This is a genomic window from Haemophilus parainfluenzae T3T1, from assembly GCF_000210895.1.
Classification (GTDB): Bacteria; Pseudomonadota; Gammaproteobacteria; order Enterobacterales; family Pasteurellaceae; genus Haemophilus_D; species Haemophilus_D parainfluenzae_A.
The window spans coordinates 171947-190412 of sequence record NC_015964.1; the positions used below are offsets into that span (position 1 = coordinate 171947).

19 protein-coding genes are annotated in these 18466 nt (G+C 40.7%); 14 read left to right on the plus strand and 5 right to left on the minus strand.

Going from position 1 to position 18466, the window contains the following annotated elements:
* Positions 1-3: 3 nt before the first annotated feature.
* From PARA_RS00870 to rplU, 3 genes are all read right to left on the minus strand, one after another.
* Positions 4-921 (minus strand): DMT family transporter, encoded by a 918-nt coding sequence (locus tag PARA_RS00870; protein WP_014064116.1) that lies wholly within the window; start codon positions 919-921, stop codon positions 4-6.
* Positions 922-1107: 186 nt separating this feature from the next.
* On the minus strand, positions 1108-1365 hold the full coding sequence (gene rpmA, locus PARA_RS00875; RefSeq protein ID WP_005539872.1) for a 50S ribosomal protein L27: 258 nt from the start codon (positions 1363-1365) through the stop codon (positions 1108-1110).
* A 20-nt stretch (positions 1366-1385) separates the two neighbouring features.
* Positions 1386-1697 carry a 50S ribosomal protein L21 gene (gene rplU, locus PARA_RS00880; RefSeq protein WP_005695431.1) on the minus strand — a complete coding sequence of 104 codons (312 nt, stop codon included), beginning with the start codon at positions 1695-1697 and terminating at the stop codon, positions 1386-1388.
* A gap of 230 nt (positions 1698-1927) precedes the next feature.
* On the opposite strand from rplU, the gene ispB reads away from it, so the two are divergent.
* Genes ispB through PARA_RS00900 form a run of 4 tightly spaced genes read left to right on the plus strand, consistent with a single transcriptional unit; the run spans position 1928 to position 4489 of the window.
* Complete coding sequence (ispB, locus tag PARA_RS00885) at positions 1928-2917, plus strand: octaprenyl diphosphate synthase (protein WP_041918190.1); 990 nt, start codon at positions 1928-1930, stop codon at positions 2915-2917.
* Positions 2918-3385, plus strand: coding sequence for a hypothetical protein (locus PARA_RS00890; RefSeq protein WP_014064118.1), 468 nt, complete (start codon positions 2918-2920; stop codon positions 3383-3385).
* Between the two features lie 19 nt (positions 3386-3404).
* Positions 3405-3767 (plus strand): hypothetical protein, encoded by a 363-nt coding sequence (locus PARA_RS00895; protein ID WP_014064119.1) that lies wholly within the window; start codon positions 3405-3407, stop codon positions 3765-3767.
* Positions 3764-4489, plus strand: coding sequence for an epoxyqueuosine reductase QueH (locus tag PARA_RS00900; RefSeq protein WP_014064120.1), 726 nt, complete (start codon positions 3764-3766; stop codon positions 4487-4489). The genes PARA_RS00895 and PARA_RS00900 overlap by 4 nt, the downstream gene beginning before the upstream one ends.
* A gap of 49 nt (positions 4490-4538) precedes the next feature.
* Here the strand turns inward: PARA_RS00900 and PARA_RS00905 are convergent, their stop codons facing one another.
* A complete protein-coding gene (locus PARA_RS00905) occupies positions 4539-4844 on the minus strand; it encodes a cell division protein ZapA (protein WP_005695425.1) in 306 nt (101 codons plus the stop codon).
* 160 nt (positions 4845-5004) lie between these two features.
* Between PARA_RS00905 and polA the strand changes: the two genes are divergently transcribed.
* The 5 genes from polA (at position 5005) to PARA_RS00930 (ending at position 10894) form a co-directional block, all read left to right on the plus strand.
* Positions 5005-7803: a DNA polymerase I gene (polA, locus tag PARA_RS00910; protein ID WP_014064121.1), complete on the plus strand. Its 2799-nt coding sequence runs from the start codon at positions 5005-5007 to the stop codon at positions 7801-7803.
* 11 nt (positions 7804-7814) lie between these two features.
* Positions 7815-8129: a cupin domain-containing protein gene (locus tag PARA_RS00915; RefSeq protein ID WP_014064122.1), complete on the plus strand. Its 315-nt coding sequence runs from the start codon at positions 7815-7817 to the stop codon at positions 8127-8129.
* 19 nt (positions 8130-8148) lie between these two features.
* The gene (locus tag PARA_RS00920; RefSeq protein WP_014064123.1) at positions 8149-9453 is read left to right on the plus strand and encodes a serine dehydratase subunit alpha family protein; all 1305 of its coding nucleotides are present in this window, start codon (positions 8149-8151) and stop codon (positions 9451-9453) included.
* Positions 9454-9619: 166 nt separating this feature from the next.
* Positions 9620-10663, plus strand: a complete 1044-nt coding sequence (locus PARA_RS00925) for a YeeE/YedE family protein (RefSeq protein ID WP_014064124.1) — start codon at positions 9620-9622, stop codon at positions 10661-10663.
* Positions 10664-10672: 9 nt separating this feature from the next.
* A complete protein-coding gene (locus tag PARA_RS00930) occupies positions 10673-10894 on the plus strand; it encodes a sulfurtransferase TusA family protein (RefSeq protein ID WP_005631077.1) in 222 nt (73 codons plus the stop codon).
* Positions 10895-10958: 64 nt separating this feature from the next.
* Here the strand turns inward: PARA_RS00930 and nanQ are convergent, their stop codons facing one another.
* Positions 10959-11426 (minus strand): N-acetylneuraminate anomerase, encoded by a 468-nt coding sequence (gene nanQ / locus PARA_RS00935; protein ID WP_014064125.1) that lies wholly within the window; start codon positions 11424-11426, stop codon positions 10959-10961.
* Positions 11427-11668: 242 nt separating this feature from the next.
* On the opposite strand from nanQ, the gene pnp reads away from it, so the two are divergent.
* From pnp to PARA_RS10375, 5 genes are all read left to right on the plus strand, one after another.
* The gene (gene pnp / locus PARA_RS00940) at positions 11669-13807 is read left to right on the plus strand and encodes a polyribonucleotide nucleotidyltransferase (RefSeq protein ID WP_014064126.1); all 2139 of its coding nucleotides are present in this window, start codon (positions 11669-11671) and stop codon (positions 13805-13807) included.
* Positions 13808-13870: 63 nt separating this feature from the next.
* Positions 13871-14812 carry a lipoprotein NlpI gene (gene nlpI, locus PARA_RS00945; RefSeq protein WP_014064127.1) on the plus strand — a complete coding sequence of 314 codons (942 nt, stop codon included), beginning with the start codon at positions 13871-13873 and terminating at the stop codon, positions 14810-14812.
* 75 nt (positions 14813-14887) lie between these two features.
* Complete coding sequence (locus PARA_RS00950) at positions 14888-16738, plus strand: DEAD/DEAH box helicase (protein ID WP_014064128.1); 1851 nt, start codon at positions 14888-14890, stop codon at positions 16736-16738.
* A 95-nt stretch (positions 16739-16833) separates the two neighbouring features.
* On the plus strand, positions 16834-18228 hold the full coding sequence (gene mltF, locus PARA_RS00955; RefSeq protein ID WP_014064129.1) for a membrane-bound lytic murein transglycosylase MltF: 1395 nt from the start codon (positions 16834-16836) through the stop codon (positions 18226-18228).
* A gap of 56 nt (positions 18229-18284) precedes the next feature.
* Positions 18285-18428 carry a hypothetical protein gene (locus PARA_RS10375; RefSeq protein ID WP_014064130.1) on the plus strand — a complete coding sequence of 48 codons (144 nt, stop codon included), beginning with the start codon at positions 18285-18287 and terminating at the stop codon, positions 18426-18428.
* Positions 18429-18466 lie beyond the last annotated feature (38 nt).

An 18466-nucleotide genomic window follows, 5' to 3' on the forward strand; every position in this document is an offset into this window, starting at 1 on the left:
ACTTTACTTTGATTGCGGTAATAACTTATGTCCGATTGCCGACAAAATTGCTCCGCATACTACAACAAACGCCCCGATATAGCTAATCATATTTAATTCTGGCGCAGCAAAATTATCAGGGCTCGCATAATGCGCAAGATGAGCAAAGAAAATGGTAAATAGCGGTACCAAGGTAATCACAACGCTTACTTTAGAAACTTCCCAACGATTAAGGGCTTCAGCATAAGCGCCATAACCAAATAAGGTATTTAAACAACAATAAACCAAACAACCAAACGCTAACGGGCTGAGTTCTCTCACTTGTGAAAATTCAGCAATAGGCGTAAATACCAAAAGACAACCAAAATAAATCATTAATAAAATTTGTGGTGAACTAAAACGACGAAGCATTAATTTCTGTGCCATACCATAAGCCACCCAAATTAACGAGCCAGCCAGACTTAATAATACGCCTGTTAAATAGCGACTTTCTCCTTGAAACCCATCTAGCTTATCATTGAAGAAAAGCACTAACCCTACAAGTAATAAGACTAAACCTATTTTTTGGTGTAATCCGAGCTTTTCTTTAAAGACAAAAAGACCACAAATCAACATGCCAAAAGAGGAAAAGTGAATAAAAATTTGAGCCGAAGAAGGATCGATAAACTTAAGTGAGCTATTAAATAAGAAGAAGTTACCAGACAACCCTATGACACCAATGACTACCAACCAAATAAATTGACCACCTTTCAAAAATTGTGGCAATTTTTTCTTATAGGCAAGCAAAATAAAGAGTGCTAAAAATGCCACAATAAAGCGATACCACACGATCGTTTGTGGTGTCATCACGGATAAAACCTGTTTTAACGCAATGGGTAAAGATCCCCATGCCATCGCTGTAATTAAAGCAAATAGAAATCCTAAAAGAGGTTGTTGTTTCATGATGTCTTCCTTTATTTGGCTAAAGCACAGTTAGGAATTCAGGTAAATTTCATTCTAAGAAATATTGAAGAGAATGAATGACAGTGCCAAGATAACAGATTTGATTAATGATTGTAAATCACAGGTAAGAAAACAAAGAAAACGCCCCACAGATAATGCGGGGCGTTTATCAAATCAGATGTAAAATTATTCAGTTACAATACTTACGTATTTACGGCTTTTCTCGCCTTTAACTTCAAATTTTACTTTACCGTCAGCGGTAGCAAATAAGGTGTGGTCACGACCCATACCTACGTTGTTACCTGCGTGGAATTTAGTACCACGTTGACGTACAATGATGCTACCTGCTAATACAGATTCGCCACCGAAACGTTTAACACCAAGGCGTTTAGCTTCAGAATCACGACCGTTACGAGTTGAACCACCAGCTTTTTTAGTTGCCATCTACTTGATCTCCTCTGAAATTATGCTTGAATCCCAGTGATTTTCACTTCTGTGAACCACTGACGATGACCTTGTTGTTTACGGCTGTGTTTACGACGACGGAACTTAACGATTTTAACTTTATCGCCACGACCTTGTGCCACAACTTCAGCCACTACTTTCGCGCCAGCTACTACTGGTGCACCAATTTTAACATCTTCACCATTAACGACCATCAACACTGAGTCGAACTCAACTGTTGCGCCAGTTGCAAGTTCAAGTTTTTCTAAACGAACTACTTGACCTTCGCTCACACGGTGTTGTTTACCGCCACTTTGGAAAACTGCGTACATAAATACTCCGCTATAAATTGTGCTTCTCCGTTACTATTTTCGGTCCGCACTTCAAAATTCATATAAATAGGTCGCAAATTCTACGGAAAAAACAACTCGATCGCAAGCACTTATTTGCAATAAAATAAAAAAAAGCGCTTTTCCTCGAGTTTAATTTCAGAAACCCTGAAAAATCGGGTAAAATTCACCGCACTTTTCTTTTATATACACAACCATCGAACCAAATGAAGATGAACAAACAAGATTTAATGGATATGCATGCCATCCAAGCATTAACAGATGCGGATATGCAGAAAGTCAACCAAGCCATTTTAGCACAAATTAACTCCGATGTGCCGATGGTTAATCAGCTTGGTTTTTATATTGTACAAGGTGGCGGAAAACGTATTCGACCACTTATTGCGGTTTTAGCGGCGCGTGCATTAGGTTACGAAAGCGATAAAGTAGCCACTTGTGCAACCTTTGTAGAATTTATTCATACTGCTTCCTTATTACATGATGATGTGGTGGATGAATCGGATATGCGTCGTGGTCGAGCAACAGCAAACTCTGCCTTTGGCAATGCCGCTAGCGTATTAGTGGGCGACTTCATTTATACTCGTGCATTCCAATTAGTGGCGCAGTTACAATCATTAGATATTCTTCGCATTATGGCGGACGCCACCAACGTATTGGCTGAAGGTGAAGTTCAACAATTGATGAACGTGAACGATCCCGATACCACGGAAGAAAGCTATATGCGTGTGATTTATAGTAAAACAGCACGCTTATTTGAAGTAGCGGCACAATCTGTTGCAATTGTTGCGGGTGCTGAAAAATCAATTGAAACCGCATTTCAAGAATATGGTCGCTATCTTGGTACCGCATTCCAATTAGTGGATGACGTGCTAGATTACAGCGCTAATGCAGCTGCATTAGGTAAAAATGTGGGTGACGACCTCGCTGAAGGTAAACCTACTCTTCCTTTATTACACGCAATGCGTCACGGTAATCCACAACAAGCCGCGCTTATTCGCGAAGCCATTGAACAAGGCGGAAAACGTGATGCGATCGATGAAGTACTTGCGATTATGGCTGAACATAAATCCCTTGATTACGCGATGGATCGTGCGAAACAAGAAGCCCAAAAGGCCGTTGATGCGATTCAGATTTTGCCGGAAAGTGAATATAAACAAGCGTTAATTTCTCTAGCTTATTTATCTGTTTCTAGGAGCTATTAAATGGAGCTTAAATGGATTACAGATAATTTATTTCCCAATTTTGTTCAAAATCTATCAATAATTGCAAGTATACTGGGAACGGTTATAACATTTTGTGTGTGGCTTAAAACGAATAAGCTATATAAACTGTATAATGAAAAAAGTTCTAACTTTTACATTACAGATCAGATTTCTCAAGCGTATGAGGAATACACTAATGTGATTACTATAAAGAGTGATTTTGAGGAACGAAAGTTAGATGTATGGAGGCTAATAAAAAAGATTAACGGAATTGTTATTACTTACGAATATCCAACAACATCAATTGGCAAACATGTCGGTACATTTAAATCTGATACAGAGATGTTTATTAATCTTTCAAAGGATAATTTAACATATGATAATGCTTGGAGTTATTACGATTATTTAGCAAATCTGTATCAAGCATTAAGAAATATACAAGCGTTAAACGCGAGAAAAACCGCATAATTACTAAAGAGATGTTTATATGACTGCAAACGAAATTTCTATTATTAATGAATTACTAAAAAAGTCAGTAGAAGATATTGTTACGTGGAATATGGTAGTTCCACCAAGAATTTTATCTGAGACTACTGAGTTCACTATAATCTCATGTTATATAGCTTCTGGTCTAAATAACAATTCAGGAAAGTTATATCTATTTAAATATAGAGTACCTGAGTACTTAGGTGAATATGATAAGTTTTTCAACTTAGAAAAGGTTGGATTAGCTCTTATTAATAATGATCAAATAACTTGGCAAAATATAAATGATTCAATTCCTGCTCATAGCTTATATGAATATGTCAGTAATAAATATTCTGGGATACAAAATATCTTTAACGTATGATAGAACAACAATCTCAAAGTGCGGTCGGTTTTCAACATAAAACACGCAAACAAAAACCGCGCAAAGATCCGAACGCACCTTTTATTCGTGAAAAACTCGAATTACCTGAAGGGCATAATAAGCTACTTCTCCACTCTTGCTGTGCGCCTTGTTCGGGTGAAGTGATGGAGGCTATTTTGGCTTCTGGTATTGAGTTTACGATTTATTTTTACAATCCGAATATTCATCCATTAAAAGAATATTTAATTCGTAAAGAAGAAAACATTCGTTTCGCCCAAAAATTTGGGATTCCATTTATCGATGCAGACTACGATCGCCAACAATGGTTTGATCGCGCAAAAGGTATGGAATGGGAACCTGAACGTGGCATTCGCTGCACCATGTGTTTTGATATGCGTTTTGAAAAAGCGGCTGAATATGCTCATGAACATGGTTTCCCTGTATTTACCAGCTGCCTTGGTATTTCTCGCTGGAAAGATATGGATCAAATTAATGGTTGTGGTCACCGTGCGGCTGAAAAATATGATGATGTGATTTATTGGGATTACAACTGGCGTAAAGCAGGTGGATCGCAACGCATGATCGAAATCAGTAAGCGTGAACGTTTTTATCAACAGGAATATTGTGGCTGTGTTTATTCTTTACGAGACAGCAATAAATGGCGTGAAGAAACAGGGCGACAAAAAATTGAAATTGGTAGACTCTATTACACGCCAGATTAAAAAACACATAAAAAAAGAACCGCACTTTCAACATGCGGTTCTTTTTTATTTAATCTACGATGGTACGCCCACCTAATGCATTCTCTAAAGAATGATCTAACTGCTGAATTCGCGTACATAACACGTTTTCAATCTGGGCATTTTTATTTTTTTCTTGGGTTAATTCAAAACTTAAATTCAAGGCAACAATAGAAAGCACACGGTCTAACTGCAATAAACCTGTACGCTCTTTCATTTCAGACACTTGAAGATCTAAATTACGCGCCGCTTGACGCAAAATCTCTTCTTGTTCTGCAGGGACATTCAAGCGCAGCACTTGCCCTAATACAACAACTTCAACCAGTTTTAATGACATGTTATTCCCTTATGTTGAATGCTCAAGTGAGCCTATTATGCCACAGCCAAACGCCTTCGTCATAATTTTTACGTTTAATTGACCACACTTTATCCGTTCGCCCCATTTCGCAATTTACGCTATAATGCGACACTTTTCATTATTTTTGAACGGAATATTTATGCCAACTATCGCTCCAAATCCATTAGTCCTAGTGGACGGTTCATCTTATTTATATCGTGCTTTTCATGCATTTCCGCCACTCACCAATTCAGCCGGCGAGCCGACCGGTGCCATGTACGGTGTATTAAATATGCTTAAAAGCCTGATTTCGCAAGTGCAACCGAGCCATATTGCGGTAGTCTTTGATGCAAAAGGCAAAACGTTTCGTGATGAAATGTTTGAGCAATATAAATCCCATCGTCCACCGATGCCGGACGATCTGCGCAAACAAATTCAACCGTTACACGATATTATCCGAGCCCTTGGCATTCCTCTTTTAGTTATTGAAGGTGTAGAAGCCGATGATGTCATCGGTACTCTAGCGGTAGCGGCTTCCAAAGCGAATCAAAAAGTTTTGATCAGTACCGGCGATAAGGACATGGCGCAGCTAGTAGATGACAACATTATGTTGATCAACACCATGAATAATACCTTATTGGATCGCGATGCTGTGATTGAAAAATACGGTATTCCACCAGAACTCATCATTGATTACTTAGCGCTAATGGGCGATAGTGCCGATAATATTCCTGGTGTAGCTGGTGTGGGTGAAAAAACGGCTCTCGGTCTCTTGCAGGGTATCGGCAGTATGGCAGAAATTTATGCCAACTTAGACAAAGTGGCCGAATTGCCAATCCGTGGAGCAAAAAAATTAGGTGATAAATTATTGGCTGAAAAAGAAATGGCCGATTTATCCTATCGCCTTGCCACGATCAAAACCGATGTCGCTCTCGATATCACTCCGGAGCAACTTACCCTTGGTGCAAGCAATAACGATCAACTTACCGAATATTTCGGCCGTTATGAATTTAAACGTTGGCTCAATGAAGTGATGAATGGCGCTGATTCCATCACTAATAATAACGAACAACCGACCAAGATTAATCACTATCAAGCTACGCCTGCCCTCGCTCAAGACAATAGCGATGAAGCATTGCCGGCAATTCAAATTGATCGCAGCCGTTATGAAACCTTGCTCACTGAAGCAGATTTAAATCGTTGGGTGGAAAAACTCAAGCAAGCTAAACTTTTTGCGTTGGATACAGAAACCGATAATTTAGATTATATGGCTGCCAACTTAGTGGGGATTTCCTTTGCGTTAGAAAACGGCGAGGCGGCTTATTTACCGCTACAATTAGATTATTTAGGCGCACCAAAAACTCTCGAAAAAACAACCGCACTTACGTTGTTAAAACCGATTTTAGAAAATCCTACTATTCAAAAAGTCGGGCAAAACTTCAAATACGATCTCACCATCTTCGCCCGTAATGGCATCGATGTGCAAGGTGTGGCTTTCGACACTATGCTTGAATCCTATGTACTCAACAGCACAGGCCGTCATAATATGGACGATCTGGCGAAACGTTATTTAGGGCATCAAACCATTAGTTTTGAAGAGATTGCAGGCAAAGGTAAAAATCAGCTGACCTTTAACCAAATTCAGTTGGAACAAGCCGCCGAGTACGCGGCGGAAGATGCTGATGTAACAATGAAACTGCAACAAGTGCTATGGGAAAAACTCTCCAAAGAACCCACTCTTGAAAAACTCTTTAAAGAAATGGAATTGCCGTTGTTAGGCGTGCTTTCCCGTATGGAACGTCGCGGTGTTTTAATTGATAGCGATGCACTATTCCTACAATCCAACGAAATCGCTAACCGTTTAAGTGAATTAGAAGAACAGGCCTATGTCTTGGCGGGGCAGCCATTTAATTTGGCCTCAACCAAACAATTACAGGAAATTTTATTTGATAAATTAGGTTTGCCGGTTATTCAAAAAACACCAAAAGGCGCGCCATCCACCAACGAGGAAGTATTGGAGGAACTGGCATTTAGTCATGAATTACCGAAAGTGTTGGTAGAACATCGTGGTCTCAGCAAACTAAAATCCACCTACACTGATAAATTGCCGCAAATGGTAAATCCACAAACGGGTCGAGTGCATACTTCCTACCATCAAGCGGTGACAGCTACCGGTCGTCTTTCATCAAGTGATCCGAATCTGCAAAACATTCCGATTCGTAATGAAGAAGGTCGCCGTATTCGTCAGGCCTTCATTGCGCGCGAAGGCTTTACTGTTGTTGCAGCCGACTATTCACAAATCGAACTACGCATTATGGCGCACCTATCTCAGGATCAGGGCTTAATTAATGCTTTTACCCAAGGCAAAGATATTCACCGCTCTACTGCGGCAGAAATCTTTGGGGTAGCACTGGATGAAGTGACGTCCGAACAACGCCGCAATGCTAAGGCAATTAACTTCGGTTTAATTTATGGTATGTCTGCCTTTGGCTTATCGCGCCAACTCAGCATTGGCCGTGCCGATGCTCAGAGCTATATGGATTTATATTTCAAACGCTATCCTGGCGTACAAACTTTTATGCATGATATTCGTGAAAAAGCTAAAGCCCAAGGCTATGTGGAAACCCTATTCGGCCGTCGTTTATATCTACCAGATATTAACTCTTCTAATGGTATGCGCCGTAAAGCAGCCGAACGTGTCGCGATCAATGCACCAATGCAAGGTACCGCCGCAGACATTATCAAACGTGCCATGATTCAATTGGATCAAAAACTACAAAATGATCCCGATATCGCGATGATTATGCAAGTGCACGATGAATTGGTGTTTGAAGTGCGGTCAGAAAAAGTCGAGTTTTATAGCAAACTCATCAAAACACACATGGAAAGCGCAGCTGATTTAGTGGTGCCATTGATTGTAGATGTGGGGCAAGGCACTAACTGGGATGAGGCGCACTAAGGAATTTAGTCATGAATAAAGTTATTCAAAGTCAGCACTTTACGGCAGAACGTGCTTGGGGAGCACTGGATATTACCAATATGAATGGCATTTCCGTGCGTCTTCACTGGACAGATAAACCTTACAAATGGCATATCAATGACGGTGAAGAAGTCTTTGCTGTCATGGATGGTACGGTGGAAATGCATTACAAAGAAGAGGGCCTAGAGAAAGCCGTATTGCTCCATGCGGGTGATATTTTTTATGCGGGTATTGGTACCGAACATGTTGCTCATCCACAAGGCGAAGCGCGCATATTAGTCATAGAGAAAGAAGACAGCATTTAACAGACTTAAAAAGAATTTTATGAATCAAGAAAGACTCAACGAAATCGAAAAACCATTACTTCATCTTGTAGAACGCGATGTGGTTCCGGCACTTGGCTGTACTGAACCTATCTCTTTAGCGCTTGCAGCAGCAACTGCAGCCAAATATTTAGGCAAAACACCGGAGCGTATTGAAGCTAAAGTATCACCAAACTTAATGAAAAATGGTTTAGGTGTTGCAGTACCGGGAACGGGCATGGTGGGCTTGCCTATTGCCGCGGCGATTGGTGCTTTAGGCGGTGATCCTGAGGGTGAATTGGAAGTATTAAAACACATCACGCCAGAGCAAGTATCCCAAGCCAGGGCGATGCTTGATAACAAGCTCGTTAATGTGGATATTCATCAAACCGAGCATATTTTATATTCTGAAGCTGTGTTGTTTTCAGATAATGACCGAGTGAAAGTAGCCATTCAAGATCAACACACCAACATCATTTTGATTGAAAAAAATGGCGAGGTCATTTTTGAGAAAGAACACGATCAATGTGCGGATTGCGATCCCTATGATATTTTCAAACAGGTGAGCGCACGTGAAATCTTTGAATTTTCTTGTGAAGTTGAGCTCGATAAAATCCGTTTTATCGGACAAGCTGCCGCCCTCAACCGCGCGCTATCTGACGAAGGATTGCGCGAAAATTACGGTTTACACATTGGCAGAACATTACGCAAACAAGTTGGTAGTGGCTTAATGTCAGATGATTTACTCAGTAAAATTATGATTGAAACCACCGCAGCCTCCGATGCCCGTATGGGTGGGGCTACATTGCCAGCGATGAGTAATTCCGGCTCAGGTAACCAAGGTATTGCTGCGACTATGCCCGTAGTTGTGGTCGCCGATTATTTAAACGTGGATGAAGAAAAACGTCTCCGTGCACTCTTCTTATCACACTTAATGGCCATTTATATCCACAGTAAATTACCCAAACTGTCTGCCCTTTGTGCGGTAACAACCGCCTCAATGGGAAGCTGTGCGGGTATCGCCTATTTGCTTACAGGTAAATTTGAAACAGTGAGCATGGGGATTTGCAGCATGATTGGTGACATCAGCGGGATCATCTGCGATGGCGCATCTAATAGCTGTGCGATGAAAGTGTCCACCAGTGTGGCTTCTGGCTATAAATCAGTACTCATGGCGATGGATGAAACCCATGTTACAGGCAATGAAGGTATCGTTGAACACGATCTCGATCGCACTATCGACAATCTATGCTCAATTGCTTCTAAGAGTATGCACCACATCGATCGCCAAGTAATTGAAATTATGGTGAGTAAACCCTGCCCTTAATGTTGAAATAACTTACAATAAAGTGCGGTCAGAAAAACACACAAATTTCTGACCGCACTTTTTTTATATCAAAAAAACATATTTTCTAGCCAAAAGTTATTGGCGCTACCTTCTTATTTTTTTAGAAAATACCGACCTACTTAGTTCTAAAAGAGAAGGAATATTTATGCTTTTAACCGGATTACTTTGCGGAATTTTACTCGGATTTGTGATGCAGCGTGGGCGCTTTTGTATTACTGGCGCATTTCGCGATATGTATGTCACCAAAAATAACAAAATGTTTGTTGCCCTTCTGTTGGCGATTACCGTGCAATCCATTGGTTTCTTTCTCTTAAAAGAAATCGGTGTATTAAATGTTGATCCGGCTGAAAACTTTGCCTTTTTGGCAGTGATTATCGGTGCCTTTGTGTTTGGTATCGGCATTGTTCTTGCTGGCGGTTGTGCGACAGGTACATGGTACCGCGCTGCAGAAGGCTTAGTCGGCAGTTGGGTCGCGTTATTCACTTATATGCTATTAAGTGCCATCATGCGCACCGGCCCGTTAGGCGAATTCAATAAAGCTTTACGTAGCATCAATATCGAACAACGCAACATTTACGATACATTCGGCATTTCACCTTGGTGGTTAGTCGCATTATTAACTTTAGTGACAGCCTTTTATGTATACAAACATCTCAGCAAACCAAGCGTAAAAGTCGCGGCATTAAAACCGAAGAAAACGGGGCTTGCCCACTTATTATTTGAAAAACGCTGGCACCCATTTTTCTCAGCCGTGTTAATCGGATTAATCGCGCTTGCCGCTTGGCCACTCAGTGTCGCTACAGGTCGTGAGTTTGGACTTGGGATCACTGGTCCATCCGCTAATATTATGCAATTCCTCGTTACTGGCGACGATAAATTTATTAACTGGGGCGTATTCTTAGTTTTAGGGATTTTTATCGGCTCATTCATCGGCGCGAAAGCAAGCAATGAATTTCGTGTCCGCGTACCGGATGCCACTACAATTCTACGCAGCGGACTCGGCGGTATTCTCATGGGCATTGGTGCAACCCTTGCAGGTGGCTGCTCCATCGGTAACGGTTTAGTCGAAACTGCCTTTTTCTCTTGGCAAGGTTGGGTATCATTGCCATTGATGATTCTCGGCACTTGGGTGGCCGCCTACTTCACCATTATCCGTCCACAACGTTTAAAATTAGCAAAAACATCATAAGGAGTTTATATGATCGTTAAATTACCTACACTCGGCCTTGTTTGCCCATTTCCTCTCGTTGAAGCTAAGGAGGCCATGGCTAAGTTAAATAAAGGCGATGGCCTAGAAATTGAATTCGACTGTACCCAAGCCACTGAAGCTATCCCCGCTTGGGCGGCTGAAGAAGGTTATGAAGTCACAAACTTCGAGCAAATTGATGATGCGAAATGGTCAATTACGGTGATTAAATAATAAAAAAGTGCGGTCAGAAAAATACATAAATTTCTGACCGCACTTTTGCTTTAAATCGAAATAATTAAATTAATTCTACCGGTACTTTCACCACCAGTTTTTTCACAAAACTTGATTTGCCGTTTACGGTGCAACCTGGTTTATGGGGTTCATAAGGGAAGAAGACGGCGAACATTTTTGGTAAAAGTGTCACGGTGCTTTTATCTTCAATTTGCGGGGTAAGTTGGTAGTCATCTGCATCACGATATTCATCGTATAAGCTGAGGTTTGGATAAGTCGCGCTTACTTCAACATTTTCTTCGCCACGAATAAGTAATTGAATATCTAGATATTTGTGGTGAAGTTCGGCTTGTTTGCTATCCGCTTCAACCGTATCAAATTCCATGACATTCATATAGACTTGCTCGCTTAAATCATGACGACCATTTTCTAATGCTTCAAGATCTAAGGTATTGAGATGATCGCAAATGTCCGCGATAACTTTTGGTAAACCCACTTTGAAATTTGGGTTATTTAATGCACTGATAATCATAGTGTCTCCTTACGTATGTATTTGTATGAGAATATGATAACAAGTTGCTTATATTAAATAAAGTTACCAATAAATTTAAAACTCTGTATAATAAGCGAGCTTTATTTTCTGCATTAGCGTGCGGCTATCAAAAGAAATTTTTAAACGACCAAAGTGCGGTCATTTTTTCGAAAGATTTCTTTTGCTAGTCGCAATCTGGAAAATAAAGCTTTGTTTTAAATATTATTTTGAAGGAAAACATTGTGAATCCAATTGTTAAACAATTTAAATACGGTCAACATACCGTTACTCTAGAAATCGGCGCAATTGCACGTCAAGCAACTGCTGCGGTTATGGCAAGCATGGACGATACCACGGTATTCGTGACTGTTGTTGCTAAAAAAGATGTGAAAGAAGGTCAAGACTTCTTCCCATTAACCGTAAACTACCAAGAGCGTACTTATGCGGCGGGTAAAATCCCTGGTGGTTTCTTCAAACGTGAAGGTCGTCCATCTGAAGGCGAAACTTTAATTGCACGTTTAATCGACCGTCCAATTCGTCCATTATTCCCAGAAGGTTTCTTCAACGAAATCCAAGTTGTAGCAACTGTAGTTTCTGTAAACCCGCAAATCAGCCCAGACTTAGTCGCGATGATCGGTACTTCTGCAGCATTAACCTTATCTGGTGTGCCTTTCAATGGCCCTATCGGTGCAGCGCGCGTTGGTTTTATCGACAACCAGTTCGTATTAAACCCAACTATGGCTGAACAAAAACAAAGCCGTTTGGACTTAGTAGTAGCAGGTACTGACAAAGCCGTATTAATGGTTGAATCTGAAGCTGACATTTTAACTGAAGAACAAATGTTAGCGGCAGTAGTATTCGGTCATCAACAACAACAAGTTGTGATTGAAGCAATCAAAGAATTTGCGAAAGAAGCGGGTAAACCACGTTGGGATTGGGTTGCGCCACAACCAAATACAGATTTAATCAACAAAGTAAAAGCGATTGCTGAAGCACGTTTAGGCGATGCATACCGCATTACTGAAAAACAAGCTCGTTACGAACAAATCGATGCGATTAAAGCGGATGTGATTGCACAAATCACAGCTGAAGATGAAGAAATCAGCGAAGGTAAAATCGTAGATATTTTCACTGCACTTGAAAGCCAAATCGTTCGTGGCCGTATCATTGCTGGTGAACCACGTATTGATGGCCGTACCGTTGATACCGTTCGTGCATTAGATATTTGCACAGGTGTATTACCACGTACTCATGGTTCTGCAATTTTCACTCGTGGTGAAACGCAAGCATTAGCTGTTGCAACGTTAGGTACTGAACGTGATGCACAAATCATTGATGAATTAACAGGTGAACGTCAAGATCACTTCTTATTCCACTACAACTTCCCTCCATACTCTGTAGGTGAAACCGGTATGATCGGCTCACCAAAACGTCGTGAAATCGGTCACGGTCGTTTAGCAAAACGCGGTGTCGCTGCGGTTATGCCAAGCCTTGCAGAATTCCCGTATGTAGTGCGTGTTGTGTCTGAAATCACTGAATCTAACGGTTCTTCTTCTATGGCATCTGTATGTGGTGCGTCTTTAGCATTAATGGATGCGGGTGTTCCAATCAAAGCCGCTGTTGCAGGTATCGCAATGGGCTTAGTGAAAGAAGAAGAAAAATTCGTGGTGCTTTCAGATATCTTAGGTGATGAAGACCACTTAGGTGATATGGACTTTAAAGTGGCCGGTACACGTGAAGGTGTCACCGCACTTCAAATGGACATCAAAATTGAAGGTATCACCCCTGAAATTATGCAAATTGCATTAAACCAAGCAAAAGGTGCACGTATGCACATTCTTGGCGTAATGGAACAAGCAATCCCTGCACCACGTGCAGATATTTCTGACTACGCGCCGCGTATTCACACCATGAAAATTGATCCGAAGAAAATCAAAGATGTTATCGGTAAAGGTGGTGCAACTATCCGTGCATTAACTGAAGAAACTGGTACTTCTATCGATATCGATGATGATGGTACAGTGAAAATTGCTGCAGTAGATAGCAGTGCAGCTAAAAATGTGATGGCACGTATTGAAGAAATCGTTGCTGAAGTTGAAGCTGGCGCAATTTACAAAGGTAAAGTGACTCGTCTTGCTGATTTCGGTGCATTCGTGGCTATCGTAGGAAATAAAGAAGGTTTAGTTCATATTTCTCAAATCGCAGAAGAACGCGTAGAGAAAGTGAGTGATTATCTTCAAGTAGGTCAAGAAGTGACGGTTAAAGTGGTTGAAATCGATCGTCAAGGTCGTATCCGCTTAACCATGAAAGATCTTGCACCAAAACAAGAAACTGAAGCAGAATCTGCACCTGTAGAAGATATTTCAGAAGAACAAGAATAATCTCATAGGGTGTGTAAAAACCTTTGCACACCCGTTTTGATTATCGAACTAACTTATAAAACAATGCAATATTTTCGGTTATTCCGTTTTCTAGTTTCATTATCTAGCCTAAGTCTGACTTTATTTATTTCCGGTTGTGTACAATCGGGAAACGTGTTTGTCGCACCAAATAAAGTCGTTCTCTCGGATCAAACGCCGAATACGCACTTCGAACAAGAAGTGATGATTACCCGAATCGGGCAGGTTTTATTAGTTGGTAAAATGAGTAATGAAGAACGGGCGACGCTTCACTTTGAACGTGGCGTTTTATATGATTCCCTCGGTTTATGGGGCCTCGCACGTTATGACTTTACACAAGCCCTTGCGTTACAGCCAAAGATGGCTTCCGTTTATAATTACTTAGGGCTTTACTTACTGCTTGAAGAAGATTACGACAGCGCATTAGAAACCTTTAATGCGGTGTTTGAGTTGGATCCAAGTTATGACTATACCCACCTTAATCGTGGTTTAAATTTTTATTACGTCGAACGCTATAATCTTGCTGAAGACGATTTAATGAAGTTTTACGAAGCCGATACCAAAGATCCCTATCGCGTACTCTGGCTCTATTTGAACGAACAAAAATTAAAACCACAAGAAGCCCATGCCAACCTTGTTGAACGAGCTAAAGGGCTATCTAAGGACTTCTGGGGAACCAATATCGTTCAATACTATTTAGGTAATATTTCCGTGAGTGACTTGCAAGAAAGGGCAACTAAATTTGCAGAAAATTCACAACAATATGCAGAAATATTAACCGAAACCTACTTTTATCTAGCAAAACAAAAACTCAATTTGGGGCAAATTGATGAAGCGGCGGCTTTATTCAAACTCGCTATTGCGAATCAGGTATATAACTTTGTTGAGTATCGTTTTGCCGTGTTAGAGCTGATGAAATTGAAGCCAGCTCAAACTGACGACGAAAAAGAAGAAAAAAGTGCGGTCACAAAAACTGCTGTTTTTTAGACTTGCCTCTTTCTTGTGTAACAAATAAACCTGAAAGCAAAATTGAGCTTTCCTTACTTATATTCGAGCATTTTAATGACAGACAAAATCACTTTTAATGATTTAGGCTTGCCTGAATTCATTCTAAAAGCCGTTTCTGACCTTGGTTTTGAAACACCTTCGCCAATCCAACAAGCTTGTATTCCTGCTCTTCTAGAAGGCAGAGATGTACTTGGCATGGCGCAAACCGGTAGTGGTAAAACTGCCGCATTCTCTTTACCTATTTTGGCAAAAATTGATCCTGCCGCAAAACATCCACAATTATTGGTGATGGCACCAACGCGTGAACTTGCCATTCAAGTTGCTGATGCTTGTGAACACTTTATGAAATATGCCAAAGGCATCAACATCGTGACCCTTTATGGAGGTCAACGTTATGACATCCAATTACGTGCATTAAAACAAGGCGCACAAGTTGTTGTGGGTACACCAGGTCGTATTTTGGATCACATCCGTCGTAACACATTAGATCTATCTGAGTTAAAAGCTATCGTACTTGATGAAGCAGATGAAATGCTTCGCATGGGCTTTATTGATGATGTAGAAACCGTTATGGCTGAATTACCTGAAGAGCACCAAACTGCGCTTTTCTCAGCCACCATGCCTGAGCCAATTCGTCGTATCACAAAACGCTTCATGAACAACCCGCAAGAAGTAAAAATCAAAGTAAATAACGATAATGCGCCTGATATTGAGCAAAATTGTTGGTATGTTCAAGGTTTCCGTAAAAATGATGCATTATTACGTTTCTTAGAAGTAGAAGATTTTGATGCGGCAATCATTTTTACTCGCACTAAAACAGGCACACTTGATGTGACTGAATTATTAGAAAAACACGGTTTCCGTGCTGCGGCATTAAACGGTGATATGACTCAGCAATTACGTGAGCAAACCTTAGATCGCTTACGTAATGGTAGCCTTGATATTGTGGTTGCAACCGATGTTGCTGCGCGCGGTATCGATATTGAAAGAATCAGTCTTGTAGTGAACTATGACATCCCACTTGATGCAGAGTCTTACGTTCACCGTATCGGCCGTACCGGTCGTGCAGGTCGTTCTGGTCGTGCATTATTATTCGTTGAACCACGTGAACGCCGTTTACTCCGTAATATCGAACACTTGATGAAAAAACCAATCAATGAAGTTGAATTACCAAATCATGAAGTGTTGCAAGCCTGTCGTCGTAAAAAATTCCAAGACAAGATTACCAAACAATTGGAACATCATGATCTTGAAATGTATCGTAGCCTATTGGAAGATTTATTCACGGCAGATCAGGATCAAGAAGATATTGCTGCGGCGATGTTGATGTTGCTTCAAGGAAAACAAAAACTCATCCTTCCACCGGATCCACCAATGGATAAGCGTCGTCGTGACCGTAATGATCGCGGTGATCGTCGTGAAAACCCACGTTCAGCTGAACGTCGTGGTGAACGTAAAGGCTATGGCACCCCACAACCGATGGATTTATATCGTATCGAAGTAGGTCGTGCGGATGGTGTAGAAGTGCGTCATATCGTAGGCGCTATCGCCAATGAAGGTGATATTAACAGCCGTTACATTGGCCATATCAAACTTTATGATGACTACTCTACCGTTGAATTACCACAAGGCATGCCAAAAGAATTGCTTCAACAATTCGGTAAAACTCGCGTTTTAAATAAACAAATGCAAATGAGCTTTATGGGTGCGGTACAATCAGACAGCGGACGTAGTGGTAACGATTTTGGTGGAAAAGGCCGTCGCGATGGTCGCCGTAATGACCGTGGAGAGCGAGGACAAGATCGCTTCCGTGGTGAACGTAATGGTGAGCGTCGTCAGCGTAAATTTAACGATAAAAACGACCGCACTTTTAATGAACGTGGTCGCCGAGATCGTCAACGTTAATCCTTATTTAACAGCCCCTTGAAGTAAAAGGGGCTTTTTTATTGTCTTAATTCTCGTTACAATCGTCTCTTATCTCAATTTACAAGGTTTATCTATTGAAAGGTCTATTTTTACGTATTATTGCTGCCTTTGCATTATTACTTTGGGCAGTGGATATGGTGTTCCCTTGGCAAAAAATTATGCAATCGGAGCAAAACCCTTACACTGAGATCAAAAATCGCGGCAGCCTTATTGTCGGCACCATTAACAATCCCATTTACTATTTTATTGGGAATGAGGGCGAATCTGGCTTGGAATACGAATTAGCAAAAAACTTTGCTGATTACTTAGGGGTTCGCTTACAAATTAAAACCTTAGAAAATCACGATCAACTTTTTAACGAATTAGAGAATAACAATATTGATATTGCTGCTGCAAATCTTTTGTTCCAGCCTCAACGTGCAGAAAAATTTCAGTTAGGGCCCTCTTATACTTCTGCCTCTTGGCAGCTTGTGTATAAAAAAGGTGAAAATCGCCCGAAAGATTTAGCGCAAGTCCAGCAAGAAATTATTATTTCTGCGGGGGAAGACTTAGAAAAATTATTATCCCTTGCACAGAAAAAACTTCCTGCACTTAAATGGCAGAATAACAAGCAGTTAACCCAAGAGGAATTATTAATTCAAGTAGCGGAAGGCAAAATTCCTTATACAATTGCAAATAGTATTGATGTGGCAGCAGCGCAACAAATTCGCCCTAATTTAGCCATTGCATTTGACCTAACGGATGAAATGACCGTGCATTGGTATCTTTCCAATAAATCCTATAATGAACTGCAAGCAGGCTTGTTGGACTTTATGAATAATGCCATTGAAACAGGATTAATTGATCGTATTGAGGAAAAATATTTCCGCCATATTACTGCCTTTGACTATGTAGATACTCAGGCTTATTTAGAGGCGGTTGAAAAAATTCTCCCTCAATATCAACCGCTCTTTGAAAAATATAAAGGGAATTTAGACTGGCGATTATTAGCCGCTGTAGCCTATCAAGAATCGCATTGGGACCCTTATGCGACCTCTCCAACCGGTGTGCGTGGGATGATGATGTTAACCAAAGATACGGCTGCACGTATGAATATTAACAATCGCACGGATGCCGAACAAAGTATAAAAGCGGGATCGGAGTATTTGCATTGGCTACTCGACCAAATGCCTGACAGTATTCCAGAAGAAGATCGAATTTGGTATTCTTTAGCTGCATACAATATGGGATTAGGGCATATTTTAGATGCACGTCGCTTAACCAAAAAATTAGGGGGCAATCCTGATAACTGGCTAGATGTGAAAAATAATCTGCTATTATTATCGGAAAAACGCCATTATTCGAACTTAAAATATGGCTATGCTCGAGGTTATGAAGCCTACCAATATGTCGAGAATATTCGCCGTTACATGAACAGTATTGTGAATTATCATCGTGTTCAAGAAAACCAAGCAACTGCAACAGAATAAGTGCGGTCAGAAAAAATAGAATTTTGATTGAATGAAAAGAAAACAAGGAGAAAAAGATGTTAAAACGAAAAACCTTTTTAAAGAAAAAAGCATCAAGAGATATTTCAGCCTCACGTAATTTACGTCTAAGACGTTTTAAACACCGTAAAGCACAACAATTCCAACGCCACGCATTACAACTTGTGGTTCAAGATATCTAATAAAAAGGCGAGCATCATGTTCGCCTTTTTACTATTGA